The organism is Methylocapsa sp. D3K7 (assembly GCF_029855125.1).
In the GTDB taxonomy this organism is placed as follows: Bacteria; Pseudomonadota; Alphaproteobacteria; order Rhizobiales; family Beijerinckiaceae; genus Methylocapsa.
The window spans coordinates 2,525,451-2,550,934 of record NZ_CP123229.1; the positions used below are offsets into that span (position 1 = coordinate 2,525,451).

The 25,484-nt window shown below is 59.2% G+C and carries 21 protein-coding genes; 9 read left to right on the forward strand and 12 right to left on the reverse strand.

Going from position 1 to position 25,484, the window contains the following annotated elements; genetic code table 11:
* Nucleotides 1-81 precede the first annotated feature (81 nt).
* Both gspD and QEV83_RS11805 read right to left on the reverse strand, forming a co-directional pair.
* A complete protein-coding gene (gspD, locus tag QEV83_RS11800; RefSeq protein WP_280127925.1) occupies nt 82-2,451 on the reverse strand; it encodes a type II secretion system secretin GspD in 2,370 nt (789 codons plus the stop codon).
* Nucleotides 2,452-2,816: 365 nt separating this feature from the next.
* The gene (locus tag QEV83_RS11805) at nt 2,817-4,046 is read right to left on the reverse strand and encodes a M48 family metallopeptidase (protein ID WP_280127926.1); all 1,230 of its coding nucleotides are present in this window, start codon (nt 4,044-4,046) and stop codon (nt 2,817-2,819) included.
* 78 nt (nt 4,047-4,124) lie between these two features.
* On the opposite strand from QEV83_RS11805, the gene QEV83_RS11810 reads away from it, so the two are divergent.
* Entirely contained in the window at nt 4,125-4,532 is a 408-nt protein-coding gene (locus QEV83_RS11810) for a DoxX family protein (protein ID WP_280127927.1), read from the forward strand.
* Here QEV83_RS11810 and QEV83_RS11815 read toward each other — a convergent pair.
* Nucleotides 4,516-5,067 (reverse strand): thioredoxin family protein, encoded by a 552-nt coding sequence (locus QEV83_RS11815; RefSeq protein WP_280127928.1) that lies wholly within the window; start codon nt 5,065-5,067, stop codon nt 4,516-4,518. The two genes, QEV83_RS11810 and QEV83_RS11815, sit on opposite strands and share 17 nt — an antisense overlap.
* A gap of 183 nt (nt 5,068-5,250) precedes the next feature.
* On the opposite strand from QEV83_RS11815, the gene QEV83_RS11820 reads away from it, so the two are divergent.
* From QEV83_RS11820 to QEV83_RS11830, 3 genes are all read left to right on the forward strand, one after another.
* A complete protein-coding gene (locus QEV83_RS11820; protein ID WP_280127929.1) occupies nt 5,251-5,562 on the forward strand; it encodes a DUF1272 domain-containing protein in 312 nt (103 codons plus the stop codon).
* A 141-nt stretch (nt 5,563-5,703) separates the two neighbouring features.
* Nucleotides 5,704-6,444 carry a ribose-5-phosphate isomerase RpiA gene (gene rpiA, locus QEV83_RS11825; RefSeq protein WP_280127930.1) on the forward strand — a complete coding sequence of 247 codons (741 nt, stop codon included), beginning with the start codon at nt 5,704-5,706 and terminating at the stop codon, nt 6,442-6,444.
* 13 nt (nt 6,445-6,457) lie between these two features.
* Nucleotides 6,458-7,066 (forward strand): DUF2059 domain-containing protein, encoded by a 609-nt coding sequence (locus QEV83_RS11830; protein WP_280127931.1) that lies wholly within the window; start codon nt 6,458-6,460, stop codon nt 7,064-7,066.
* Between the two features lie 40 nt (nt 7,067-7,106).
* Here QEV83_RS11830 and QEV83_RS11835 read toward each other — a convergent pair whose 3' ends face one another.
* The 5 genes from QEV83_RS11835 to QEV83_RS11855 form a co-directional block, all read right to left on the reverse strand.
* Nucleotides 7,107-7,562 (reverse strand): SRPBCC family protein, encoded by a 456-nt coding sequence (locus QEV83_RS11835; protein ID WP_280127932.1) that lies wholly within the window; start codon nt 7,560-7,562, stop codon nt 7,107-7,109.
* Between the two features lie 82 nt (nt 7,563-7,644).
* On the reverse strand, nt 7,645-8,514 hold the full coding sequence (locus QEV83_RS11840; protein WP_280127933.1) for a helix-turn-helix domain-containing protein: 870 nt from the start codon (nt 8,512-8,514) through the stop codon (nt 7,645-7,647).
* A gap of 15 nt (nt 8,515-8,529) precedes the next feature.
* Nucleotides 8,530-9,294 (reverse strand): SDR family oxidoreductase, encoded by a 765-nt coding sequence (locus tag QEV83_RS11845; protein ID WP_280127934.1) that lies wholly within the window; start codon nt 9,292-9,294, stop codon nt 8,530-8,532.
* A 43-nt stretch (nt 9,295-9,337) separates the two neighbouring features.
* Entirely contained in the window at nt 9,338-11,467 is a 2,130-nt protein-coding gene (pbpC, locus tag QEV83_RS11850) for a penicillin-binding protein 1C (RefSeq protein ID WP_280127935.1), read from the reverse strand.
* A gap of 13 nt (nt 11,468-11,480) precedes the next feature.
* On the reverse strand, nt 11,481-16,628 hold the full coding sequence (locus tag QEV83_RS11855) for an alpha-2-macroglobulin (RefSeq protein WP_280127936.1): 5,148 nt from the start codon (nt 16,626-16,628) through the stop codon (nt 11,481-11,483).
* 137 nt (nt 16,629-16,765) lie between these two features.
* On the opposite strand from QEV83_RS11855, the gene QEV83_RS11860 reads away from it, so the two are divergent.
* A complete protein-coding gene (locus QEV83_RS11860) occupies nt 16,766-18,760 on the forward strand; it encodes an adenylate/guanylate cyclase domain-containing protein (protein ID WP_280127937.1) in 1,995 nt (664 codons plus the stop codon).
* Here the strand turns inward: QEV83_RS11860 and QEV83_RS11865 are convergent.
* Nucleotides 18,708-19,292 (reverse strand): FecR family protein, encoded by a 585-nt coding sequence (locus QEV83_RS11865; RefSeq protein ID WP_280127938.1) that lies wholly within the window; start codon nt 19,290-19,292, stop codon nt 18,708-18,710. The two genes, QEV83_RS11860 and QEV83_RS11865, sit on opposite strands and share 53 nt — an antisense overlap.
* A gap of 411 nt (nt 19,293-19,703) precedes the next feature.
* Here QEV83_RS11865 and QEV83_RS11870 point away from each other — a divergent pair, with 411 nt between their 5' ends.
* The gene (locus QEV83_RS11870) at nt 19,704-20,141 is read left to right on the forward strand and encodes a phasin family protein (RefSeq protein ID WP_280127939.1); all 438 of its coding nucleotides are present in this window, start codon (nt 19,704-19,706) and stop codon (nt 20,139-20,141) included.
* A gap of 83 nt (nt 20,142-20,224) precedes the next feature.
* On the opposite strand, the gene hemW is transcribed toward QEV83_RS11870, so the two are convergent.
* Nucleotides 20,225-21,400 carry a radical SAM family heme chaperone HemW gene (hemW, locus tag QEV83_RS11875; RefSeq protein WP_280127940.1) on the reverse strand — a complete coding sequence of 392 codons (1,176 nt, stop codon included), beginning with the start codon at nt 21,398-21,400 and terminating at the stop codon, nt 20,225-20,227.
* Between the two features lie 484 nt (nt 21,401-21,884).
* Between hemW and QEV83_RS11880 the strand changes: the two genes are divergently transcribed.
* Nucleotides 21,885-22,799: a hypothetical protein gene (locus QEV83_RS11880; RefSeq protein ID WP_280127941.1), complete on the forward strand. Its 915-nt coding sequence runs from the start codon at nt 21,885-21,887 to the stop codon at nt 22,797-22,799.
* Nucleotides 22,800-22,807: 8 nt separating this feature from the next.
* Here QEV83_RS11880 and QEV83_RS11885 read toward each other — a convergent pair whose 3' ends face one another.
* Together QEV83_RS11885 and rdgB are read right to left on the reverse strand one after the other, a co-directional pair.
* Nucleotides 22,808-23,131 carry a hypothetical protein gene (locus tag QEV83_RS11885; protein ID WP_280127942.1) on the reverse strand — a complete coding sequence of 108 codons (324 nt, stop codon included), beginning with the start codon at nt 23,129-23,131 and terminating at the stop codon, nt 22,808-22,810.
* 112 nt (nt 23,132-23,243) lie between these two features.
* Nucleotides 23,244-23,885: an RdgB/HAM1 family non-canonical purine NTP pyrophosphatase gene (rdgB, locus tag QEV83_RS11890; protein WP_280127943.1), complete on the reverse strand. Its 642-nt coding sequence runs from the start codon at nt 23,883-23,885 to the stop codon at nt 23,244-23,246.
* A 62-nt stretch (nt 23,886-23,947) separates the two neighbouring features.
* Here rdgB and QEV83_RS11895 point away from each other — a divergent pair, with 62 nt between their 5' ends.
* Both QEV83_RS11895 and QEV83_RS11900 read left to right on the forward strand, forming a co-directional pair.
* Nucleotides 23,948-24,826 carry an alpha/beta hydrolase gene (locus QEV83_RS11895; RefSeq protein WP_280127944.1) on the forward strand — a complete coding sequence of 293 codons (879 nt, stop codon included), beginning with the start codon at nt 23,948-23,950 and terminating at the stop codon, nt 24,824-24,826.
* Nucleotides 24,827-25,022: 196 nt separating this feature from the next.
* Entirely contained in the window at nt 25,023-25,439 is a 417-nt protein-coding gene (locus QEV83_RS11900; protein WP_280127945.1) for a DUF1236 domain-containing protein, read from the forward strand.
* Nucleotides 25,440-25,484 lie beyond the last annotated feature (45 nt).

The window sequence follows — 25,484 nt, forward strand, 5'->3', positions numbered from 1 at the left end:
CAAGCCCGTCTTCTCCCCTGTGCGGCCTCAAAGATTCGCATGGCCAGCCGGCGGGTGGGGAAATGTGCAGCCGATCCTGGCTCATTGGGTGAGCCCGATTGGGTAAGGGGTCACGGCGCCTGGCGGATGATCCGTGCCGACTTTGTCACCCCGCATCTTGGAACGAAGCTCCTCGGCGACATTTGAAGCGTCGACGCCGTCGCGAATAATTTGCGGCCTTATGAAAATGATGAGCTCGATACGGTCCACGGAGTTGTTGTTGCTGGGACTGAACGCTTCGCCGATGATGGGAATTTGTTCGACGAGAGGAATTCCGGAGCGCGTCTTCTCATGATCCTCCTGGACGAGGCCGGCGAGCAAAACCGTCTGCCCGTTCGGGACTTGAATCGAGCTCTTAACATGGCGGTCGGTGAACGTCGGCGTCAGATTAATTCCCACACAATTCGAGCAGGCGCTGATCTCCTGATCGACCTCGAGATTCACAATGCCGTTGGCGTGGACATGCGGCCGGAAGCTCAAAATAATACCTGTATTCTGGTAGGTGATGGAATTGAAGACGGTGTTTGACGTGGCCGTGGCCGAGTTCAAAATATTGGCGCTGCCCTGCGTGATCGGCACTTGCTGGCCGACTTGCAGCGCCGCTGTCTGATTGTCGAGCACCACAAGCGACGGATTGGCGAGGATCTTTGTGGTCGTATATTGATTCAAGGCACTGATAATCACGTGCGGAGTAAGTTGATTGCCAAGCGTCAGATTGAAGCCCGGCTGGTTCTGAAGCGCCGTGCTGCCCGTCGGCGAATTGACCCCCACGGCCCCGAGCGTATGCAAGTTGGGGATGCCGATGTTCCCCAAAAAGAACTGCACGCCATATTGGAGGTCATTGTTCAAATGAACTTCGGCGATGGTCACATCGACGGCCACTTGCGCGATGGGCCTATCCAGCTGATTGAGCGCCCGCTCGATGACCCGGTAACTGTCCGTATTGGCATAGACCACGATCGAATTGTTCGGGATATCGGGCAGAATCCGCACTCCTGGCAGCAGCGCCCGGCCGCCTCCCCCCGCGCCTCCGCCGCCGCCTCCAACAAACCCACCCGCACCGCCGCCACCGCCAGACTGGTCCGTGGGGGAACCGGGTGCGCCCCCTTGGCCGCCGCCTTGGCCCGCGTTTAGCGAGCCAAAAACTCCTTGCGATTGGGATTGGTTGCCGCCGAGGCCGCCCGCACCGCCCTGGCCACCGCTAGTACCCAATCCGCCGCCGCCTCCCAAGCCACCGCCGGCGCCCAGACCTCCACCACCGCCGCCGCCGCCCAAGCCGCTGGTGTTTGAAAAACCCGACTGCCCCGCGGCGCCGCTTGGCGACGACAAAGACGAGGCTCCCCCACCCGGCGCAATTTGATTGACCGGCGATTCAAGCGTGCTACCGCCGCCACCAATGAACAAATCCGAGAGGAGCTTGGCGATCTGGCGGCAGTCGCCGTAGCGAACTTTGTAAACCTTGACGCCGGTGCTCGCCACCGCCGAGGCATCGAGCCGCGAGATCCATTTTGCCACCACGCGCAGCAAATCGGGCTTGCGCGCCACGACGAGAATGGCGTTCGACCGGCTGATGGGTTGCAGCTTGACCATATGCTGGCTGAGACCGTCTTCTCCGGAATCCATGATCTTTTCGAGTTCCGTGACCATCGGTTCCGGTGTCGAGTTATGGATCGGAAAAATTCCGACCGACTGGCCGCGCATCCAATCCTCGTCGAAACTCAAAATCGTCTCGACAGCCGTGCGTCGCTCGAGTCCATTGCCGACGACGATCATGAGATTTTTTGAAGGCTCCGACCGGATCGAGCCAGGCTTCGTCGCAAAACTGTCAAGGAGCTTTGTGATGGTCCCCACCGAGACATGCTGCAAGGGAACCACCGACACCCCATAGCCGGGCTCCGGATTATGGCCCCCATCTCCGCGATCGACATGGCCGCTGCCAATCGCATCGTCGGCGGGAACGATCCGGTAACCCCCGGCATCATGCAGCAAGACCGCGTTGCTGGTGCGTAATGCGCTTTCGAGAATATATAACAGATCCGATTTTGGAACCGGACGCCCCGAGGACAGGCTAATGGTTCCTTGCACGCGCGGATCGATGGCATAACCGGCGCCGAGATAATCACCCAAAATGACCTTCGCCACGGCGCTTACGGGGGTATCCTCGAAGTTTAAGGTAACGCCATCGCCCGTTCCACCGCCAGCAGGGCGCGGACCATTGCCATCCACATCCACCGTCACAGCCGTGCCCGAACTGCCATAATAGATCTGAGCCTGATTGCCCCCCGTTCCCGTATTGGCGGAGCCGGTCTGGTCAGGCGCGCGCGGCGAAAGGTCCGTCGCCCGGATGCGGTCCAGCGCGTCTGGCGGCTCATTGCTTCCGATGGGCGGAACGGAAGAACAAGCGGTAAGCATCGCGCCCGCCAAAATAAACACTGCCACCGCCCTCGTAAGACGGCGGAATTCACGGGATTGGCCAACTGACTCACATGGACTCATCTAGATGGGTCCGCACGCACGCAACAATTCACGCAAGTATTTAACCCCGGGCTAAATCCAAAAAACGCGTTTCCACAAGTAATTGTGCCTAACGGACAACCGTTGCGCGAAGCTTGGTGTTGGCCGAGCAAACGCCCGGGTACCGTGCAAAGCTCCAGCCTCCCCGTCGCCACTATAGGGGAGCCGCAACTGGTGAGCTAGGATAATGTCATCAAAATGGCTCAGCTGGCGCAGTGTGCTGCGGCGCAGGTGCAGGCGCAGGGATGCGGAAATTTCGCGGGTTAAACGGCCTTGAGCCGGGCAATCCTCGCCGGAACCGGCGGGTGCGAATAATAAAACAAGGCATAGAGCCGGTCCGGGGTGAGGGTCGAGAGATTGTCGCGAGAAAGCCGGGTCAAGGCGCTGATCATCGGCTCGGGACCAGCCATCGCCTTGGCGAAACCGTCGGCCTGATATTCGGCCCGCCGGGACAGAAAGCTCGTCAGCGGCGAAATCACATGCATGACGGGGCCGAGGGCGATCAGAATAAGGATCAAAACCAAACCCGGATCGCGAGGGAGGCCGAACTGACCGGTCACTCCGCTCGCGAACGCCCAGTAAAGGACACCAAAACCGAGCAGGGTGAGGATCGCGGACTCCGCGACGCGCTGCCCGATGTGGCCAAGTTTATAATGGCCCAATTCATGAGCGAGAATGGAGAGGATTTCATCGGGCGTATGGTTTTGCAAAAGCGTGTCGAAAAAAACGATGCGTTTGGCCTTGCCAAAGCCGGTGAAATACGCATTGCCGTGGGTGGAACGCCGGGAGGCGTCCATGACGTAGAGTCCCTTGGACTCAAATCCGCATTTGGCAAGCAAAGCCTCGATCCGGGTCTTCAGCGGCGCTTGCGGAAGCGGCTCGAACTTATTGAACAAGGGCGCGATGAAGGCGGGGTAGATCACCGTCATGGCGATCATCAGCGCCATCAACCCCGCCCAGCCCGCGAGCCACCAGAAGTCCGGCAACACGCGAAGCAAGAAAAAGAATCCATAAAGCAAGGGAACACCAAAAACGAATGCCAGCACCAAGCCCTTGATCCGGTCGAGGAAAAACATGGCGGGAGTCGCCCGGTTGAACCCAAACTTCGTTTCCAGCGCAAAAGTGCTGAAAATCGAGAACGGCAGATGAAGAAGCCGCTCGATCAGGGCGAACAGGACAACAACCGCGACGCCTCGTGACATGCCCGGTGCGATAAAATGCGCTACCAAGTCGTACAGGGGCCCGAGCAATAAGGTCAGCCAAACGACGGAAAGGACCGTGTCAAAGATGGTTTTTGCGATGGAAAGCCGGGTGCGGGCCAGCGTATAGGCGGCCGCCCGCCGGTGCTCCTCGCCGCTGACCGCCCCGGCAAACCCCTCTGGAACCTCGTCCTGGTTCGCGCTTACGGAGGCGACGTGGCGGTATGAGAGATAGACCTCAAACAGACCTGACAGGACGATGGCGGCAACAATGAGCGCAGCAAGTAAGGTCATCGGACGGTTTCCAGTTTGGCGGCGAAGCCTATATGGGTAGAAATGTTTGCAATGCGAAGGGCCGGAGGATTTTTCACGATGGATTTACCTCAGATCGCCGTGACGTGGCAGCCGCGTATTCTCGGAGTGCTGCGGATCGCCACAGCCCTCTTGCTACTCCAGCATGGTACAGCAAAGCTGTTCGGCTTTCCCCATGTGGCGATGTTCGACGGCATGCGATTTCTTTCACTTCTCGGTTTTGCCGGGATTTTGGAATTCGCCGGCGGCATCCTGCTGCTGTTTGGCATCTACACAAGGCCCGTGGCGTTTGTCTTGTCCGGCGAGATGGCGGTCGCCTATTTTCTCGCGCACGCCCAAAAGAGCTTCTATCCGATCCTCAACCAAGGCGAACTTGCCGCTCTTTATTGCTTTGTCTTGCTGTATTTGGCGGCGGCGGGTGGCGGCGCCTGGAGCGTCACGCGCGACGAATTCACGTCTTCCACTTGATCGAACAGCCGATGGCCGGCGTCTGATCCTTCGGCGCCACGCCGCTGGCCGCGATGGCCCGCATGGCCTCGACAAGCTCCCGCCGCGCCCCCGCTGGAAGCGGCCCTGTCCGGCCTTCGTCGAGGCGGCCCCGGTATTTCAGCTTGAGATGGGGATCGTAGCCAAAATAATCCGGCGTGCAGACCGCGCCGTAGGCCCGGGCCACGGACTGGCTCTCATCGTGAAGATAGGGAAACGGCAATTTGTGCAGGCTTGCGAAGAGTTTCATATTGGCGAAGGAATCCTCCGGATAGTTTTTGGCATCGTTTGCGCAAATCGCGGCAAAGCCGAACCCCTCCGCCATCAGAACGCGTGCATCCTCGGCAAGCCGGTCAATCACAGCTTTGACATAAGGGCAGTGGTTACAAATAAAGACAATCACCGTGCCCTTTTCGCCCGCGATGTCGCCGAGCGCATAGGTCTTGCCATCGGTGGCCTGAAGCTTGAACTCCGGGGCCGGAATATCGAGAACAATGTCCGTTGCTGTCGCCGCCATGTCCGCACCTCCGTCACCAATATAGAGGCGCCGGAAGGCGCGCGCCACAGGTAGCAGCGTAAACGAATATCCGTTTCGACTTGGATGGGTATATCCGGCGTGAAAGGATCCGGCCTCGCCGGGTCTTCCGCCGGGGCCTGCCTTGATGTAATTCCCGAGTCCTCAAAGACCGGGGGGTTAGCCATGGCTTTGGAGTTGCGGCCTAATTGCGAATATTGTGACCGGGACCTGCCGCTGTCCAGTACGCTCGCGCGCATCTGTTCTTTTGAGTGCACGTTTTGCGCGGACTGTGTCGAAAACAGGCTAGAGAATGTCTGCCCTAACTGCGGCGGCGGCTTCGTGCCTAGACCAATTCGTCCGGTGACGGAGTGGCGGCACGGGCTTTCGGTCGAGAAGCGGCCGCCTTCTCATAAGCGGGTGAAGTTATCCTACAGTCTCGATGACATTGCGGCCCACTCGATGCGGATCAAGAATATCGCGCCCGAAAATCGCTAAGCCGCCGCGGAACGCCAGCTTGCCCCTATGCACGGGGACGGGCCGGAATTGAAACTCGGCCACACATCGCCTTAGAGTTGACGCCGCCACCCGGATGAGACTAACCCAGGGCGGTCTCGCCGGAGCCATCGCGTTTCCCCCATGCCAGAGTCCCCCCAGCAAGCGATCGCCCCGCACGCGCTGTCCCCAGACGCCGCCAAGCGCCTGGCCGCCGCCAAAGCCCTGGAGCTTGTCGTCCCTGGCATGCGGCTTGGCCTGGGGACCGGGACCACGGCGGCACATTTTGTCGCGCTTCTTGGCGCGCGGGTGGCGCAAGGCCTCGAGGTGATCTGCGTGCCCACCTCCGAGCGCACCCGCACGCAGGCGGAGCTTTATGCGATCCCGCTTGCGACGATTGACGCTCTACCCGAGCTTGATCTCACCGTCGATGGCGCCGATGAATTCGACCCGCAGCTGCGCCTCATCAAGGGCGGTGGCGGCGCGCTTCTGCGCGAAAAAATCGTCGCCATGGCCTCGAAGCGCATGATCGTGATCACCGATTCGTCCAAATCCGTCGCGGTGCTCGGAAAATTCCCCTTGCCCGTCGAGGTCAATCTGTTCGGTCTCGAAGTGACGAAGCGCATGATTTTGGCAGCCGCGAAAGCCTCAGGGTGTGATGGCGAGGTCCGCCTGCGCAAAAATCCAGGCGGCCACGCTTTCGTGACCGACAATGGCCACTTTATCGTGGATTGTCATTTTGGCGCCATCGGCGATCCGGATGGTCTGGCGGACCGTCTGGCCAAAATCCCTGGCGTCGTCGAACATGGACTTTTCATTGGGATCGCCAAGGCGGTCATTAGCGCCGGTCCCGCGGGCCTCGAGATTTCCGGTCAACGCGATTGACGCGGGATGGCGCATGGGCTTTCTGCATCCGGGCACAGTTTGGGGAGATTTCCGCTTGCGCGCAGCACTCAAGATAAACGCCGTTAATTTGGGCCTTTGCCTGGCCTTGCCGCTGGCGCCCTTGTTAGGAACGAGCGAAAGCCGGGCGCAGCAGGCCGCGCCAAATACGCCGCCGGCGCAAACCGGGCCCGGATCGACGGCGCCGAGCCCATCGCAGCTGGCGGCGGCCCGCACGCTTGTCACCGCCAGCGGGCTGTCCCGCTCGTTCACAATCATCATTCCACAATTCATGGATCAGATTGCTCAGTCCCTGACTCAGACGCGGCCGGAAATCGCAAAAGATCTCAATGCGGTGCTGACACAGCTCAAGCCGGAATTCGACCGGCAGGGAGACGAAATGATCAATATTGCCGCGCTGATTTATGCAAAGCAGATGAGCGAGCAGGATCTCAAATCGGCCGACGCCTTTTTCGAGAGCCCGGCGGGGAAAAAATATGTCGAAACGCAACCAACCTTTCTGACCGAGGTCATCACCGCGATGCAAGGCTGGCAAGGCAAGATATCGACCGACATGATGACCCGGGTGCGAGAAGAAATGAAAAAGAAGGGCCACGAGATTTGAAGTGGCCAGCACCTAGCCAGAGAAAAGCCAACCCGAAGCCTTAGGTTGAGGAACCTGGTGCGGATCCGTGTTGTTTCAGCAAATCCGTTTCCATACCGTCAATCCCTGCACCTATAGCGCTCTGCACAAGGTCCTTGAGAGCCGGGCCGTCTTCTGGTTTGGACTCAAACTCAATTGTCCAAACGACGACGCCCAACCCATCATAAGATTTAAAAACTTCGACCGTCCCCTTGTAAAAGGTCACCGGAAATGGGGAGACCGGTCGAAGATAGACAAGTCTCATCGACGCCTCATCGATTTCTTCGATGCTATCCCTGATGTCGCCGCCGCCTCCTGCGACGGTCATGTATCGCGTTGCACCGGGTCCGTTCCCGTCAACCTTGCAGGTCTCGATGATGGGAAACCAAACATCGAGCCTTCCTATGTTGCGAATGGCTTCCCAGACCTTCCCCGAGGGGACATTCAATTTTTTTGTGATGGCATGCTTCGCAAACATTCGTAATCCTCCCAAACCGCGAGCTGTTCGGGCGATTTAGGACATCATTGCCGTCACGTATTGGAAAAAAGCGACATTTGGATCAGCTGGGCAAGCCTGTCGCGTGAGGGCTTGAGCTTGCAGGTTTGCGGGCAATCGCGGGCAAATTCACTAGGCCAGAAAATTGTATCGTCTCAGAAACATCAATTTGCGGAGAAAGGGACTGCGGGGACAGCCCGTACAGATCTTGGAAATCACGAATCATATGGCTTTGATCGTAGTAGCCCACCGCACAAGCCACATCGGCCCAATCGGGAAGTGTTTTGCGCTGAAGGATGGCATTGCGTAACCTGAGAACGCGAGCATATTTCTTCGGCGTAGCCCCAAGCTGAGAGAAAAAACGCCGCTCCAAGCTGCGCGGTGTGATATCGAGATCGCGGGCGAGCGACCGAATTGGATAATTTCCGTTGGAGGCATTTAACTCCTCGCAGGCTTTTCTAATCAGAATATCCTCGTGGCTTTGGTTCAACATCGCGGACAAAAACTCCTCGATGCACCGCACGCGCTCCTGAGCGCCCGGCATACGGGCCAGTTTGTCTTCTATTTTTTCTACGTCATAGCGCGGGAAAATATCTCTGCAATCGACGCGTCTCTCGGCGCAGTCTTTCACGATGCCGCTGCGAAAGACATTCAATCCCCATGGCGTAAGACGTGCCGACACCCCTGATACTTTTCCCATTCCTCCAAGATCGCTTCGATAACTCTGGTATCCGGCGAACCCGCTGCGTGTCGTATAAACGCAATCTCTGTGAGTGGTCTGAAGCAAGTCGGCGTACAGAAAACATAAATAGGTGGCGTTGTCCGGCAAAATGGTGAGTGCTGACTCTTCACTCCCGATCAGGTCTTCATAATCCCAAATCGCCGTGACATAGGGCGCCAATAAGCGGGAGGGCGAGAAAATTCTCAAGCTCACAAGTCGCCCCCATTCCTATCGCGCGATCCAGCCGCCGTCGATCACGAGCACATGGCCGATGATAAAGCGCGCTTGCTCCGAACATAGAAACAGCACCGCCGCCGCGAGTTCTTCCGCTTTGCCCATCCGGCCGATGGGAAAGAGCTTGCCCGCCGCCTCGGGAGAAATCTTCTCTTTTTCCATCCATTGGTGAAACACATCTCCCGGCGCATCGATCCCGCAAGCGGCGATGGCGTTGATGCTGATGTTGTTCTTTGCGACTTCGAGCGCGGCGGATTTGGTGAGACCGTCCACCCCGCCCTTCGTCGCCGCATAAAGGCTCTCGCCGGGATTGCCTGTGAGACTGCCGGTGATCGAGGATTGGTTGACGATCGCGCCGCCGCCATTCTTGAGCATCTGCCGGATCTCATGCTTCATGCAATAAAAGACGCCGCGCAGATTTGTACCGACATGGAAATCGAAGCTCTCGCTCGTCTCCTCGGCGATGGGCTTGAATCGCACGACGCCAGCGTTGTTCACCGCGCAATCGAGACGGCCGTAAGCCTCGCCCGTCTTGTTCACCATCGCTTCGACCTCCGGCTCCTTACCGACGTCGGCGCGCAAAAACATACCGGTGCCGCCAGCTTTCCGAATGAGCTGCAAGGTCTCCTCGCCGCCGGGCTCGTCGATGTCGGTCGCCACCACCTTGGCGCCCTCGTGGGCGAACGCCATCGCCGTCACTCGCCCGAGCCCGCGCGCCGCTCCGGTGACCAGTGCGACTTTCCCCTCAAAACGTCCCATCAGAAAATTTCCTCGAATGCCCAAACGCTGAGACTGGATACACTCATTCGAGACGCACGAGCACGCTGTCCATCGCGCCACGTGCATCAATCACCGACACGCGAACGAACCCCGCGCCATCGGGTGTCCAGGCCGCATGGCGGCGCAAATCCGGTTCGCCGAGCGGCACGCCATTAATGATCCATCGCAGCGGTAACACGCCGCCTTCCGCTTTCAAACTCAGCGGTGGGCTGGACAAAGAAGATGCCGCTGAGGCAAGTCCGAGATCGACTCTCGCGCCCTCAGGCGGGAAGGCGATTTTCAATTGCGCCGTCGAGTCCGCGCCAAATATTTTTGGCACATCCTTGCGCACATGCCGCAACGGGGGAGGCAGCGCGCTGCTCCGGCTCGTCACGATTCCGGCGGGTGCGCTCCAAAATTCGTGAGCTCCGCCAAGCCGAGCAAAGGCGTCGAACAGAACCGGCGCCGCCGCTTGACGCCCAGCGAGCCCGAACACCGATCCATTGTCGGGCCGCCCAAGCCAAACCGCGATCGTGTACGCTTTGTCGAAGCCGATCGCGAAAGCATCGCGGTAGCCGTAGGAGGTGCCGGTTTTATAGGCGATCTGTCCAAAAGGAGCATTGAGCGGCGGCGGCGCGCCACGCAAAATATCGGCGACATACCAGCTGGCAACCGGTCCGGCGATCCGGCGGTTCTTGGTGTCTTCCGTGCGCGCACCAAATGTTTCCGTCAGCACGGGCATGGTTCCGCCCCGGGCAAGCCCCGCATAAAGCGAAGCAAGATCGCGAAGACTAATGCCGAGACCGCCCAGCGCCGCCGCAAGCCCCGGCGCGGTGTCATCGGGCAGCACGACGCGCGCGCCCGCATTGCGCAACCGCGCGATAAACCGCGCCGGGCCGATGGCATCCAGCAATTCCACAGCGGGCAGATTGAGGGACGATTGCAGCGCATGCCGCGCCGTCACATTTCCCTGAAATGAAAGGTCAAAATTTTCCGGCGCGTAACTCCCATAATGTTTTGGGCGGTCATCCAAGATTGTTTCTGGATGCGCGATGCCATTCTCGAACGCCAGCGCATAGATGAAGGGTTTCAAAGTTGAGCCGGGCGAGCGGATGGCAGCAGTCATGTCGAGCGACCCGGCGCGCTCCTGCGAAAAATAATCCGCCGCGCCAACATGGGCCCTGATCTCGCCGCTCGCATTGTCGATGACAAGGATGGCGCAAGAAAGTTTGGGGCCGATGGCAGCCGCCGCTTCGCGGGCCAAAGCCTCAACGGAGGTTTGCAGCCTGGCATCCAATGTAAGCCTTAAGATGCGCTGCTCCGGCGCGCGCCGGAAAGCTTGCTCGCTCGCATGTGCGGCGAGGACCGGAAACGCCCGGCGGGCGCGCGGCACCGCTTCCTGCTTGGCGGCATCGCGCTCGGCGGCTGTGATCACCCCGCGCGCGAAAACCCGGTCAAGGACGGTATCGCGCGCCGCCCGCGCCACATCGGGAAAGCGATCCGGCCGCCGCGTTTCCGGCGATTGAGGCAGAGCTACAAGCAACGCCGCCTCGCCGATCGACAGCCGTTTCGGTTCGCGGCCAAAATAAGAAAGGCTCGCGGCCCGGAGCCCCTCGATATTGCCGCCATAAGGCGCCAGCGACAGATAAAGATCAAGGATGGCTGTCTTGTCTGTATGCCGTTCGATTGCGATCGCTCGGACGATTTGACCAAGCTTGCCGGACAGCGACTTTTCCGTGCGCGGCGCGAGCAGCCGCGCCACTTGCATCGTCACGGTCGAACCGCCCGAAATGATATGGCCGCGGCTTGCCCATTGCAGCGCGGCGCGGCTGAGACTTAAGACATCGACGCCCGGATGTGCGTAAAATCGGTGATCCTCGTAAGCAATCAGCATCGCGATGAAGCGGGGATCGGCATCGTTTACGGTGACGGGCAGCCGCCAGCGACCATCGGGAGTCGTGAAGGCCCGCAGCAAAGTGCCATTGCGATCGACGACGACATGCGAGCCTTGGCTTGCGCGGGCGAGATCGAGCGGAGCGGACAAGCGTCCGGCATAGTTCACTGTAAGAACGAGCAACAAGGATGTAAGGAAAATCGCCGCGACCTTACCAAAGTGTTTCACGTGAAACATTTTGGTAAGGAAAACACGCGCGAGCAGACAAAACTGATGCATGGGACATCAGTCCTCATTTGGGCGCGGCGATATCGACGGCACCGTAAGCGGTGCGGCCGAACCGGTCCGGACGGTACATGTCCTCGATCGTCGCGGGCGGGCTGACATAATGACCGGGCGTCACGGCGCGGACGATATAGGCAACCGAAAAACTTGCTTTGTCGTGCCCGTCGCGCGCGAAGGCGGCGACAAAACGATCGTCGCGATATTCGGTATGAACAGGCTCGACTGTTTTTTTCAAGAAGGCCAGCGCCTCGGTCGAGCCGCCCTCAAAAAGATCCGGATTGTCGATTTCAAGTCCGGACGGCAGACGATCAACCAGAAGGAGCCGCGCGAACGCCGCCTCATATTCGGTAATCGTCAAGGCGACGACAAAACGGTCGTTCTGCTTGATTGCCGCCGCCTCGACCGGCGTTCCATCGAGCGTGTAATACGCACGCTCGATCTTGTAGCCTCGCTCGGCGGCAGGCTCGGGCGTCAGCGGGTTGCCGGAGACCGTCACAACAATGCTTACCGGTCCAGGCCCGTTATTGGCGATGGTGACGGCTTTGCCTTTGAGGGCCTCCGCGTCCCAGCTCTTGAACAAGGCACCTTGATGTGGGGTGCCATCGACCGAGAAGGCGATCGTCTGCGATTTGTCCGAGAGCGCCTCGGCAGCAAGAACCATGAATGCGTTTTCTTGTGTGCTGGTCAGCCCGGTTTTGGCGCGCGCGTCTTCCACGATTTTCGAGGCGCGCGCGATTTCTCCAGCGGGCATTTGCGTCTCCACGGCAAGCGCGAGAAGCCCCGCGCCATCGCGCAGACGCGATCCATAATTGGCATCCGAATATAGCGGATTGCCGAGCGTCGAAAGCCGCTCCGATGCCTTGCTGAAAACCGCCTCGGCGCGCGGCCGGTCGCCCAGCAGAGCGAGCGCAGCGGCAAGTTGCGCGCGGGCGAGCGGGCTCTCGAAGGAGTCGAGCTTGGCATCCGCGAGGTAGCGAAGATCGCCCATCACTTCCCGGCCGTTGCGCGCCAGAACATAAGCGGCATAGGCGATGGGAGCGCCCTGTCCGGCTCCGATATCATTCGCGTTGGCAAGCAGATTGCGCAAACGTTCCAGTGCTGCGTCGAATTTCTTTTGCGGCACGTCGAATTTGTTCTCCCGCGCGCGTGTCAGAAAATCGGTGACGAAGGCATGCAACCACATGTCGTCGGCATCGGTCGACGACCATACACCGAAGGCGCCATTCGAATCCTGACGCGCCAGCACCCGCTCGATTGCGTCACGGACACGCTGATCGACATCAGGATCAATCCCCAGCGCTTCGCTCTTCGCCAATCTGTTCACATACAGCAGCGGCATCGCCCGGCTCACGAGTTGCTCGGAACAGCCATAAGGGTAGCGATCCAACGCTTGCAGGAGGGCTGGAACATCTATCCCCGCGAGGGAGGACGCGGCGAGCGAAACGCCGCCCGTGCCGGGCACGAAATCGGCGATCAGATCGCTGGAGACGGCGAGTGTTTCGCCTGGCGCCAGCGTGCGCACCGAGCGTCGGTAGAGATTCGACGTGCCAGGCGAGACATCGAGCGCCAGACTCTGCGGTGCGCTAAGGCCGGGGCCGGACAGCTTGAGAGCGACACTGGCGCGGCCGACGCCCGTCGCCGTGACCGGGACCGTCAGCGCCTTGCGCGCCTTGGCATCGAGCTTGAATTTGCGATGCAGAGCATCAGGCGCGGCCGAGAGAGGGCCACTGACATCGAGATCGAGGGCATAGTCTCCGGGCTTGCCTTCGACATTGTCGATCGCGACGGAGAATTGCGAGCGATCGCCCAGCGCGAGAAAGCGCGGCGCCGTGACAAGAGCCACGACCGGATCGCGGACAATGACGTCCGTGCTGGCGCCGCCCGCCTTAGTCTTTGTCCAGGCCACCGCCATCACCTTCAAAGTGCCATTGAACGCGGGCAGATCGAACTCGATCCGCGCCTTGCCATCGGGGCCGGTTTTGACGATGCCGGAATAACGCGCCAGCGGCTCTTGCGTCGGCCGCTCGCCGGTCAGCGCCGGAGACCCATCGCCGCCGGAGCGGATGGCACCGCGCGATCCCTGCATGCCATCGATCAAGAGACCGTAGAGATCGCGGATTTCCGTACTCAATTGCCGCTGGCCGAAAAAATATCCGCGCGGATCTGGCGCCTCATAATGGGTAAGATTGAGAATGCCGACATCCACGGCGGCAACTGTCACCCTTGCCTCTTCACCCTGGGCAAGACCCTTGATTTCGAGCGGAATCGTCAAGGGTCCGCGCGGCCGTGTCTTGGCCGGCGGATCGAGCTTGACAGTGAGTCCATGCGCATCTTGATCGATGGCAAACCAAGCAAGCCCGATGGCCCGCCCCGGCATGCGATTGGCGGCTTTGTCGAGCGGACGGTAGGCCAGCACCACGGCATAGGCACCAGCGCCCCAATCGGCGGAAACAGGAAGCGCTTTTACCGTGTCGCCTTCCTTCACATCAAGCGTCGTCAGAGTGTTCAAACTCTCGCTGACGATCGCGATCGTCGCGCTGCCAGCAAAGCGCGACGCGATGCGGACACGCAGGTCTTCGCCAGGCTTATAATTGGCCTTGTCGAGACTGACGTCGAGAAGGTCCGGGGCTTGCGCGCTGGCATCGCCCGACCAGCCGCTCTCGAAGCCAAGACTCGTCGGCAAATCGGTGCTGTCGCTGCTTGCAAGATCAAGCCGGTATTGGCCAAGTCCGACGATGGTGGAAATTTTCGCGGGTCTATCGAGTCCAATATCGATCGTGCCTTGGGCGAAGCGCTTTGAGGATTTCACGCGCTCGAAATTCCAGCGCCCATCGGCACGGTACCATTGGTAATCATTGCTCACGCGGTAAAGCGACCAGGCAACGCCCTTGCGCGCCGCACGGACGCCGTTCGTGCCAACCGCGATGACGTCGAAATTCGCCGCCGCGCCATCGCTCAACGTCGTGAAGTTCTTCTTGACGCCAATAAGACCGCCCTTCGGTAAGATCGGCACCGTCAGCGACCGCTCGACGGCGCGCCCGCCCGGCTCGCCGGCCCGCAAAAGAATCTTGGCTTCCAAGGGACGCGACGCTGTGAGGCTTGGAATGGGCGCAAGTATCTTTGCCGCGCCATTGGCATTGGTCGTCGCGCTCTCCTCGATCTCATTGCTGATCTTATCGAAGGACTCATCTTGCAGCCCCGCCGCATAACCTTTAAGGGCGGGCAACGGCACCTGTTCGTCGGCGTCAATCTGCACCTCGCCGGTGATTTCGAGGTCCGCGCCGGGCGCACCGTAAAGATAGCGCGCTTGCGCGGCGACTTCGACCGGCTGGCCAAAACGCGCCGCCGCCGTCTGTGGCCCCAAGGTCAGTTCAAGGCGTTCGGGCACATAGTCCTCGACGAGAAAACTTGTCTGCCCGACGGATGCCGCCTTCGGATCGGCAAAGGCTTCGACGCGCCAAGTTCCCGTTGCAAGACCAGACAGCAACGGCAGCACAAGGCTGCGCCCGCCATCACCCTGATCTTCCGTTTGCACGCGTTTGTATTCAACGCCGTCGGGACGTTTGACAACGAGCGTCAGCGGCGCGGACGCCACTGCCTTTCCCTGCCCATCGCGAAGCAAGGCGGTGATGTAAACCGTCTCGCCCGAACGATAGACACCGCGCTCGGTGAAGACTAGTGCATCGAGGGCCCCAGGTGCCACGCGGCCTTTGACGCCCCGGTCGGTGAGGTCGAACGACGTTGCTTCGAGGTCGAGGAAGCCATAATCGCCCTTGCCATCCTCCGCGACAACGAGGCTTGGCGCGGTCCCTCCGCTGCCGCGTGCAAAACCGGGATCGAAATGGATGTGACCGGCATCATCGGTGCGCTTCGATGTCAAAACCTCATTGTCGCGGGCGATCAGGCGGACATCGACTCCGCCAATCGGCGCCGCGCTCGCCAGCGAACGCAAAAACACATGGACACCATCCTTGCCCTTGAATGCGGTGAGACCCAAGTCGGAAACGATAAACCATTGCGTCGCCCGCGTTCCGCCGCTTTCGTCGTCCTCATCATTCGCGGCCACCCCATCGCCGGGCCTTGCGGCCATCACATAAACACCAGGATCGAGCTTTCCGGCCGCCTCCATGACCGGGAAGGCGGTCGTTACCTCCGCGTTGAGTTCGGAGCTTACGTCGAGCGTGCCTGACCAGATTTTCTTTCCGTCCGTATCGATATATTGCTTGATCTTATAGGGCGCGAGTTGGGATAGAAAATCCTCGGAGCGCACCGTCGGCAAGAGATTGCGATCGCCGATCCGCAGAATGTCGACCGCGACCTTCCGCGTATTGACCGAGACGATTGGGATGCCTTCCTGGCCGACCCTTGGCAGAACATAATTTTTTCCGGTGAAATGCACGAGAGGCGAGCGGTCGCGGACATAGATGTCATAGTCCGCCGCTTTCAAAAGAGACTCGCTCATAATGGAAGGCAAGCCCTCGCGCAGCACGATTTTATAATGCTCGCCATGTTTCAGCCCCTCGACGCAGAGCTGCTGATCTTCGATGGAAAGCGCCGCATTGGCGAGGCCCGATACTGTTACGAAGGGCGCGTAATCCGTCTTGCCTTGCGCAAGCTGTTCTGAAAATTGGAAGCAGGCGCGCGGCGAAGCGGATTCATTGTCGATCTTATAATCGAGAATACGAAATCCATGCTTTTCGCGCATGTCCGCGTAGATGTTGCGTATTTGCGCGACCTCGGCGAGATCGAGACTGGCACGATAAGAATCGAGGGCAGGGCGCCACATGCCGCGCTTGGCAAAGACTTCGCCGAGCCAAGCGAGCGCCGAAGCTTGCTGTGCCTTGCCGACTGCCCGCTCATAGGCAATATAGGCAGCCGCCGTGCCGGTCTTCTGAAACTCTTCGTCATCCCCCGCTGCGATCGCGGCGCGCGAATAAGCGATCCAAGCGTTTGAATCCTTGGGATGCGCTGCGACGATCGCGGCTGGCAATTTGAGACGTGTTCCGAGCGGGCCGAGATCATCGCCGATATTTTTTTCAAGCCTTGTCGCGTCGCTGTCGATGTCTTCGCTCACGAAACTTGGCCGCGCCTGCGCTTGCCCAATCCAAAAGGCTAGTGTCAAGCCTAAGGTCATCAAAATCAATTTGCGCATCATCAAACCTTGCAAAGGAAGCAGAGCATGAAAATGTCATGCTATCACAGCCGTTTTTGAACGCCATCTTTCATGGAAGGCCCATCACAGTGTAGCCTTAGTACCACTCGTTAAATTTTCTAAGACACGAACGGTCATTCATGAATAAGGCGCTTCGCTTCCAGCCGCGTATTAATCCTTGGCTGGCCGGGTCACTCGCCGCTGTCGTATTCACCCTCCTTTGGTACGTCGACCCTGGACGGAGTGCTGCTTTCATTCGCGAGCGCGCGATCGACTCGCTTCAAATCCTATTTCCACGCCAGACCCTGGGAACCCCGGTTCTGGTTGTCGACATTGATGCGCGAACACTGGCGGCGCGCGGCAGCTGGCCCTTGCCCCGCAGTGATCTCGCCCGCGTGGCCTCGATCATCACCAAATCGCATGCCTCGGTCATTGCCTTCGACATTTTCTTCCCCGAGGCGGACAGACACTCCGTGCAGACCCTGGCCAATGAGATCGCGGCTCTTTCCGGCGACGACCGGATTGCCCGTTTGCTTGCCGACGCGCCGGACACCGATGCGGCTTTTGCAAAGTCTCTCACGGATGGGCCGACCGTCATCGGCGCATTGGCCGCCAAAGGCGGCAAACCGTTCTCCCTTAATTTGATCCGTGCGGAGGGCGTGCTTGACGAACAGACTGCCGGCATTGCCGAGGGAGTTGTCGCACCCTACCAGCCAATCGCCGATGCGGCACTTGGTCTTGGCATTTTATCGCTGTTTGGCGACGAGGACGGGAGAATCCGCCGCGTCCCTTTGATCGTCTCGGCAGCCGGAACGTTGGCACCGGGCCTTGCCTTGGAAGCAACCAGAATCGCCGCCGGCGAAAGCATTCTGAGCGTCGATGGCCAGCACGCCAACGTCAGGTTTGGAGCGCATGTCTTGCCCTTGCAGGAAGGAGGCACACTGCGGGTCCGCTGGTCCGATCCCGCGCAATGGGCGGCGCGAACGATATCGGCGATCGATATCCTGGATGGGACCGCGGCATTGGAGCGCTTCGCGGGAGCAGCCGTTGTGATCGGCACAAGCAGCCCCGAGGCTGGCGCCTTGCGGCCGACAGCGGTCAGCCCGCTCACCCCAACAGTGCAGATCCAAGCCGAAGCATTGCAACAGATTCTCGACGGCCAAGCCCTCCGCCGGCCTTCTGCCACGCACGTATTTGAGCTCGCCGCCATGCTCTTACTCGGTATCGCCGCCGCGTTCATTGCCAGAACACGCGGCCCTATATTTGTCGGCGCGGGCCTTGCCGCTCTCGTGTTGCTGTGGCTTGCCGTCGCGGTTGTGGCGTTTCTGAAGATGAACATCGCCGTCGATCCCGCAGGGCCGGCGCTCGCCATTCTGATCGCTGGAAATGCGGCGGGCGCGGCATCCTTTGCCCAAACCCGGCATCTCAAAGCGCTCATCAGCCGCCGCTTCGAACAATATCTGTCTCCCGATGTTGTTCGCGAAATCATCGCGCGGCCGGAACGTCTGAAACGGGAAGGTGAAATGCGCGAGATGACGGCGCTATTCACGGATGTCGAAAATTTCACGCCAATGACGGCCCGCATCGCGCCAGCGGAACTCATCGCTCTGCTTGATGTCTATTTCGACAATCTTTGCAGATTGGTCACCGAACACGGGGGCATGATCGACGGCATTGTCGGCGATGCGATCCACGCATTTTTCAATATGCCGCTGGAACAAGCCGGTCACGCGGATGCGGCCATAGACTGCGGCCTGGCGATTGCCCGCTTTTCCGAACGTTTCGGCATGGAGCCGAGATCGGCAAAGGCGGGCTTTGGCCGGACCCGGATTGGAATTGAAACAGGGTACGCCATTGTGGGTGACGTCGGCGGCGCCCAACGTTTGAACTATACCGCGCATGGGGACGCGGTGATCGTGGCGGCGCGGCTTGAGACGGCGAACAAACTGTTCGATTCTCTCATCTGTATCGGACCTGGCACAGCGGCCGCGGTAAACCACAAGCGGCTCAAGAGACTCGGAGAGATTCAGCTCAAGGGCATCGCGACGATGACCGAAGTGTTCACCGTGGAACCGGCGCTTCTCAGCGCACCGACCACATCGCGGCGTCCACGCGCGCCGGAGCCCATTTCTTGACGGGAGTGGGGGGATCTCCTGGCGCCGCGAAATCCGTGCCTTCCCCAGCTTTCAGGCGCACCGTTCCACGCCTCGTTTTGACATCAACGATCCCCGATTTGACGAAAACACCAAAGACACCTTTGCTTGGTCCGGCAAAAAATTCCGTGCCACGCGCGGCCAGCAAGGCATAGGGCGTCTTAACCTCGAATTTCGGCTCGGCGCCTTTCGTGCGCTCAATGACAACCGCTCCCTTGTCGAGTGTGACCTCTGCATCGCGGCCAGCGATGAAACGGTCAATTTTCAATTTCGCATTCGCCCCGAGTCGCAGACGCGTTGCTTGCCCGAGCCGTAGATCAAGGCGCGACTCATCGCCCGTGAGCGCGGTGTCATCAAGCAGGACCGGCACCCCCTTCGCGGCAACTTCATTGACCTCCTGTCGCGATAGGAAAGTGTTTCCACGGGAGGCGGACACTTCGCCGATCGTTTCCGCCGCCACGGCGGCTGGCAGTAAAACGACGGCAAGGAGGCAGAGGGTCGTTCGCAAATGCATCAATCGACACTCCTTTGTTGCCCGCGGCGGATATTTGGACATGCCTCGTTCGCCCCGCTCAGTTAGTTTAGCCGACAGCTGCACTGCCGCATCCTGCAGTTATACGACGGCCAGAATCTTTTCCGATGAACTCAGCGGACAGCTGTTCATTGTCCAAAAAGCCGCGCTATGCGTCAATATGATCCGATTCAGCTCTACTCATTGCTGTACTTTTCTCGACTTTGATGCCTGCTGGTTTTTATTATTCGTCGCTATCGCGTTGCGCTGCAGCATTAAGTAACCTATGAGAAAGCCAATCGCTTCGGGGCGCCGGAATTTGTTCCGCGAATTGCGATTCATAGAGATCGGACCAACGCTCTGGGCGTCGCGTCACGGTATCCTCATAGTAGACGCCCTAAGGACGAGCACCTCATGGATAAGAACGCCGAGACCACGGAACCGAAACCCGCTGGTATTCCAAAGAAGGGCGCCCAAGAAGCATTCCGCGAGTCAGCGGAAAAGGGCATGACGCAAGCCAAAGAAACATACGAGAAAATGGACGCCGCCACGACTGAGGCATCGGATCTCATCAAAAACAGCTATTCAACGGTGCTTAAGGGTATGAAGGATTATAACAATAAGATCATCGAATTCGCTCGGGCGAACACCAACACCGCCTTCGACTTTGTCCAGGAGATGTCTAGTGTGAAGTCGCCTACAGTTTTCATAGAGCTTTGGAAGGAACATTCACGCAAGCAGGCCGAGACGTTGACCGGGCAGACCAAGGAACTTACGGTGCTCGCCAAGAAGTTGATGACCGAGACCCCACTCAAGGCGGGCGTCGTAGATTCGTTCAACCGCGCTGCCTGAGCAGAATTGTCCTAAACTTTAGTGCCAATCGAAGCCCAGGCATTCGCCCCGGGCTTCGAACCGCGTCCGGCAAGTTTCCCTATCTACGCGGCAAGATCCGCGACGACCGCGTCGAGTACCGGAAAACCTTCCGCGCTGACCCTGATGCGCCCGCGCGGCGTATATTCGACCATGCCATCGGCGATGAGCGAGGCGACGCGGCCGGGATCAAGGTCGCGGCCCGACATCGCCTCGAACTCGGACGGCTCGATCCCCTCGGACAGACGTAAGCCCATGAGCAGAAATTCATCGGACTGCTCTTCGGACGACAAAATTTCATCCTCGACCAGGGCATGGCCGGCGTTCTCGACCGCCGCCAACCAGGTTTCGGGATAGGATTCGGTCGCGTGCGCGCGGCGGCCCTTGGCCGACAAAATCCGGCCATGCGCCCCAGGGCCGATACCGATATATTCGCCGTAACGCCAATAGATGAGATTGTGCAAACTCTCGCCGCCGGGTCGCGCATGATTGGAGATTTCATAGGCGGGAAGACCCGCTTTTGTGGTGATCTCCTGTGTCACATCCCAAAGGGCGCGAGCGAGATCATTACCGGGAAGAACAAGCTTTCCGGCATCGCGCAACCGCTCGAACATGGTGCCATATTCGATCGTCAACTGATAAAGCGAGAGGTGGTCACGCGCGCGGCGGATCGCGGCTTCCAACTCCGCCCGCCAGCCGTCCACGCTCTGGCCCGGCCGCGCATAGATCAGATCAAACGAATAACGCTCGAAGATCGAGGCGGCGAGGTCCACCGCGCGGAGCGCCTCATTCGCCGTGTGATTGCGGCCGAGAGCTTTGAGATCGGGGTCGTTCAGCGCTTGGACACCCAGCGAGACACGGTTGACACCCGCCTCTTTATAGCCGCGAAACCGCTCCGCCTCGACACTCGTCGGATTGGCTTCGAGAGTAACCTCCGCCTTGGGGGCGACCGGCCAGAACCCGGCGATCGCGTCGAGAATGGCTCCGACCGTGGCGGGCTTCATCAGAGATGGCGTGCCGCCGCCGAAAAAAATCGAGGACACGATACGGCCTCGCGTCAGCCCCGCGCGATGCGCGAGTTCCGCGCGATAGGCCGCCAAAAAACGGGCGTCATCGACCGGCTTTGCCCGCACATGGCTGTTGAAATCGCAATAAGGACATTTGGAGAGGCAAAACGGCCAATGCACATAGACCCCGAAGCCTGGATCTGAGCCTATGTTGCTTTTGGGAGAAATCGTCATCTCTCATACCATTCCGCGGAGCCAAGCGAATGCTCTAAGCAAGTTTGCGCTGGCAGACTAGAGCATGTTCCGAAAAAGTTGATCGACTTTTTCGATCAGAACATGCTCCAGCTCTTTGATTTTGAGCGATTTCTTTCCGATCGGGTGATTCCACCTGATCGGAAAGCGCTCTAACGCAATCTGGCAAGATCCTTCAATATTGCGGTGTTGTGACCAAATACCGGCGGCCGCTTTCAGGGGAACTCTTCGGCTTGCCCAGCTTCGCAGCCAAATCCTGGTCTGGTCAAAGTCACGCCACATTCACAGTCAACCCTCTCCAGGTTTGCGGTTCGAATTTCGAGCCTGCGCTGAAATCGCAGAATTGCCGTGATTTCTTAAGAATGCGTTCACTACGTTTTCTTAGCGTTCAGCTTCTTGCCGCCGAAAGCCACTGGGTCAGACGGTCGCAGACCGGGGGCAGGCGGCTTATGAGCAAAGGTGCGTATTGAGTTATTTGTCACCCCCGCCGATGCCGGGCCCTGTCATTGTCATGAAGGACGTCGGCGGTTACGTCACCGATTACGAGACTCAAACAGCGCTCTACCGGGCAACCAATCGCGAAGTCCGGCTGCATGAGTGCCGCTCGGCCTGCACGCTGGCGCTGAGCTTGCCCAATGTTTGCGTCTATCCGGACAGCAAACTGAAATTCCATATGGCCTATGATCCCCGCAATCATGAGACCAATTCGAGCGTGTCGCAACAAATGTTCGACAGCTATCCCACCGCCGTGCGAGCCCGGCTCGGCACCTTGACCCGCGAGTATCGGGTGCTGAGCGGCACGGAGCTGATCGCGCTAGGCATCCGGGATTGCAACGCACCCAAGGGTATCGAGCCAAGGCCCAGCGAGCCGAAAATCATGGTCGCCTCGGCTGCATCCCGGAAGCCGCCGGTTGGCACACAACCGCAGACCGCGCCCGAAACAGCTGGTTTTTCGAGCCTGATGGGCAAAGTGATGTCGGTCTTCGGGACCGGAGATACGGCAAGCGCCATGTCCGCCCGTGCGACCCTTGCGCCGCCCCGGGCCGTCGCGAAACAAGCGCCTGCGCAAGTTTTGGTGGCGGAGATCCCGCTGCCGCCGCCACGGCCGGTTGAATTCACGAAAACACCCGATGTTGCGTCACAAACGCCGCCTCTACCGGCAGACCAAGAAGCAAAGGTCTTTGAAGATCAAGCTTCGACAGGGGCAAGCCCCGCACGCGCCGAGACGGCGGAAGCCGCCCCCGAGCCGCCGCCAAGGCCAGCCGACCCCGCATTACAGGCTGTCCGGCGGCTTGCGCGGATCGCGTTGCCGAAATTGATCACCGGCGCGCAGCCAATTCTTCCGCCGGATTTCAGCGCTTATGCGGATCTCGACCGCTAATCGCTGATTTAAGGTTTCTGCCGCTTCGCCAGCGCCGCTCTGACGGCCCCCGCGGCGACGCGCCGGCTCGCCTTGCGCTCGACGATCACTGTCCGTTCTGCACCCTCGCGGCCGCCGGACGTCACGATGTGCGTGCTGTTGCGGGGCGGCGCTGTTTTCAGCAGCTCGGCGCGCACTTCTTCCACTGGCAGATTCATCAGCGCCGCGGCGATCTCGGCCTGCTGCTGAATCTCGTCGGTCAAGCCCCGCGCCGCGGCAATCGCTTCCTTGAGAGTGGGCGGATCGAAGCGCACCCGCCGCGTGCCATATTTCGTATTCCAGACAGTCGACATAAGACTTTTCCAGATGTCCGCCAGCTTCTGTTGTGCATCGCAATAATATTTTGCACGGCACACAAAAGCAAGGCCGCGAGGTGCCGCATGTTTTGGCATTCTGGAAAAACGCTTAGCGGGCGAGTTGCCCGCCAAGGCACGCCTTGGCAAAAATTTGAAACGCGCGGGCACGATGCGACAGGCCGGGTGAGCCGTCGGCGGGAATTCCATGTTTTTCTTGCGGCGCGATCTCGCCAAATGTCCGCGAAAAGCCGTTGGGCAAAAAAATCGGATCGTAGCCAAAACCAAGCGTGCCGCGCGGCGGAAACACCAGTTCGCCAAACACTTTGCCCTCGAAACTTCGCACCTCGCCATGAGGAAAAGCGAGGGCAAGAGCACAAGCAAAATGCGCGTTGAAAGGGGGCGTCACACCCGCTGCGCTCAACGAAGTTTCGATCTTTTCCATGGCCGCTTCAAAATCGCGTGACTCCCCCGCCCAGCGGGCAGAGCTGATCCCAGGAGCGCCATCCAGCGCATCGACGCAAAGCCCCGAATCGTCGGAAAGCGCCGGAATATTCGCCTGATCGGCCGCCGCGCGCGCCTTGATTTCGGCATTTTCAATAAAGCTCGCCCCTGTTTCATCCGGCTCCGGAAGGCCGAGTTCGGAGGCAGAAACTGCTGCCACACCATAGGGCGTGAGGAGTTCGCGCATCTCCTTGAGCTTGCCCGAATTATGCGTGGCGATGACGAGTTGTCCTTGGAGCTTGGCGAGCATTGAAAGGCCTGAGATCGAGGGGCGGCGCGGGACCGGCAAGGGACGCGTGTGGCTGTGGTATAGTGCCCCAGCCAATCATTTGCACCGGCCTCCTCATGCGCATCCATCATGGTTTTCTTGTTGCCGCTCTCGTGAGCGTCCTGGGGATCGTGACTGCCCGAAGTGCCGAGCCGCTCTGGCTCACACTGCCAGCGACGCCCACTTTGCCCACACCGCTGCGCAGCGGTTATGCGCCAGTCAATGGCATCAAAATTTGGTACGCCGAATTTGGTGAGGGCGAGCCGGTGATCCTCCTGCACGGCGGCCTTGCCAACGCGAACTACTGGGGCAACCAGGTTCCCGTATTGGCGAAAAATTATCTCGTGGTCGTCATGGACAGCCGCGGCCATGGGCGCAGCACCCGGAACAGCGAACCCTTCGGCTATGATCTCATGGCCTCTGACGTCACGGGGCTCATGGACTTTCTGAAAATTCCGAAAGCGGCGATCATTGGCTGGAGCGATGGCGCGATTATTGGGCTCGACATTGCCATTCATCATCCGGACCGGGTCACAAAACTCTTCGCCTTTGCCGCCAATTCCGACCCCGGTGGAGTGAAGGATGTCAGTCAAAGCCCGGTCTTCAACCGTTTCATCGCGCGGGCTGGAAAGGAATATGAGCGTCTTTCCTCAACGCTGGATCAATACAAGTCTTTCCTGGATGAGATCACAAAAATGTGGGCGAGCCAGCCAAATTTTACTGCGAAACAACTTCACGCCATGAAAGTGCCAGTCTGGATTGTCGATGGCGAGCACGACGAAGCGATCCAGCGCGACAATACTCTGTTCATGGCTAAGCAAATTCCGGGCGCGACGCTGCGGCTCCAACCGGATGTCAGCCATTTTTCATTCTTGCAGAATCCGCAGCAGTTCAACGACGATGTGCTGCGCTTTCTCGATTGAGCAATAAGTCTGTAATAAGCGCAAGCAAATGAAAATCGCCAAATGTGATGATGATTGTTGCTCGTCTGCTCATAGTCCTCCTGCAACCTGCACAGCGTTAGGCAACGCTAGGTGATACGTCTCTCTGGAACTTCTTGATGAGATCTCTGTTGAGCTAGAACTATGGAAATCAAAACATAGATCAATAAGGAGAATCATGAAAAATATCGTCATAGCTGCAGGCTCATTCGCGATCATACTTTCCTTGCCGATGGTTGTTTTGGCGCAAGGCATCTCAAAGGGCGCCGAGCGCGGCGCCGCCGAAGGAAATGCTGCGGCGGGCCCCGTTGGCGCTGTTGTCGGCGGAGTTGTGGGAGGTGTAACAGGCGGAGTGAAGGGCATGCTGGGCCTTGATCAAAGGCCTCGCTTCCACGAGTATGTGAGTCGCCAACGCCATACGTCTTACGATTATGGCAATGATCTTACTTTGGGTACAGTTTTGCCCGGTGAGGGCGTTACTTATTACGACATACCGCTCGAATATGGTGTGCGAGACTATCGTTATGCGGTGATCAATGGGCAGACCGTTCTGGTTGATCCTCGAACACATCGTATTGTGGATATTATCAACTAAACGACGCGGATTCATTGAGCGGTGGCAGCTGATCAGATCCACCGC

Bases quoted from the DNA above. Each gene is read 5' to 3' on its own strand.
- pbpC (WP_280127935.1), bottom strand. From the start codon at position 11,467: ATGCATCAGTTTTGTCTGCTCGCGCGTGTTTTCCTTACCAAAATGTTT.
- hemW (WP_280127940.1), bottom strand. From the start codon at position 21,400: ATGACGATTTCTCCCAAAAGCAACATAGGCTCAGATCCAGGCTTCGGG.
- QEV83_RS11885 (WP_280127942.1), bottom strand. From the start codon at position 23,131: ATGTCGACTGTCTGGAATACGAAATATGGCACGCGGCGGGTGCGCTTC.
- QEV83_RS11815 (WP_280127928.1), bottom strand. From the start codon at position 5,067: ATGGCGGCGACAGCAACGGACATTGTTCTCGATATTCCGGCCCCGGAG.
- rpiA (WP_280127930.1), top strand. From the start codon at position 5,704: ATGCCAGAGTCCCCCCAGCAAGCGATCGCCCCGCACGCGCTGTCCCCA.
- QEV83_RS11855 (WP_280127936.1), bottom strand. From the start codon at position 16,628: ATGATGCGCAAATTGATTTTGATGACCTTAGGCTTGACACTAGCCTTT.
- QEV83_RS11900 (WP_280127945.1), top strand. From the start codon at position 25,023: ATGAAAAATATCGTCATAGCTGCAGGCTCATTCGCGATCATACTTTCC.
- gspD (WP_280127925.1), bottom strand. From the start codon at position 2,451: ATGCTTACCGCTTGTTCTTCCGTTCCGCCCATCGGAAGCAATGAGCCG.
- QEV83_RS11810 (WP_280127927.1), top strand. From the start codon at position 4,125: ATGGATTTACCTCAGATCGCCGTGACGTGGCAGCCGCGTATTCTCGGA.
- QEV83_RS11820 (WP_280127929.1), top strand. From the start codon at position 5,251: ATGGCTTTGGAGTTGCGGCCTAATTGCGAATATTGTGACCGGGACCTG.
- QEV83_RS11830 (WP_280127931.1), top strand. From the start codon at position 6,458: ATGGGCTTTCTGCATCCGGGCACAGTTTGGGGAGATTTCCGCTTGCGC.
- QEV83_RS11860 (WP_280127937.1), top strand. From the start codon at position 16,766: ATGAATAAGGCGCTTCGCTTCCAGCCGCGTATTAATCCTTGGCTGGCC.
- QEV83_RS11845 (WP_280127934.1), bottom strand. From the start codon at position 9,294: ATGGGACGTTTTGAGGGGAAAGTCGCACTGGTCACCGGAGCGGCGCGC.
- QEV83_RS11865 (WP_280127938.1), bottom strand. From the start codon at position 19,292: ATGCATTTGCGAACGACCCTCTGCCTCCTTGCCGTCGTTTTACTGCCA.
- QEV83_RS11870 (WP_280127939.1), top strand. From the start codon at position 19,704: ATGGATAAGAACGCCGAGACCACGGAACCGAAACCCGCTGGTATTCCA.
- rdgB (WP_280127943.1), bottom strand. From the start codon at position 23,885: ATGCTCGCCAAGCTCCAAGGACAACTCGTCATCGCCACGCATAATTCG.
- QEV83_RS11835 (WP_280127932.1), bottom strand. From the start codon at position 7,562: ATGTTTGCGAAGCATGCCATCACAAAAAAATTGAATGTCCCCTCGGGG.
- QEV83_RS11805 (WP_280127926.1), bottom strand. From the start codon at position 4,046: ATGACCTTACTTGCTGCGCTCATTGTTGCCGCCATCGTCCTGTCAGGT.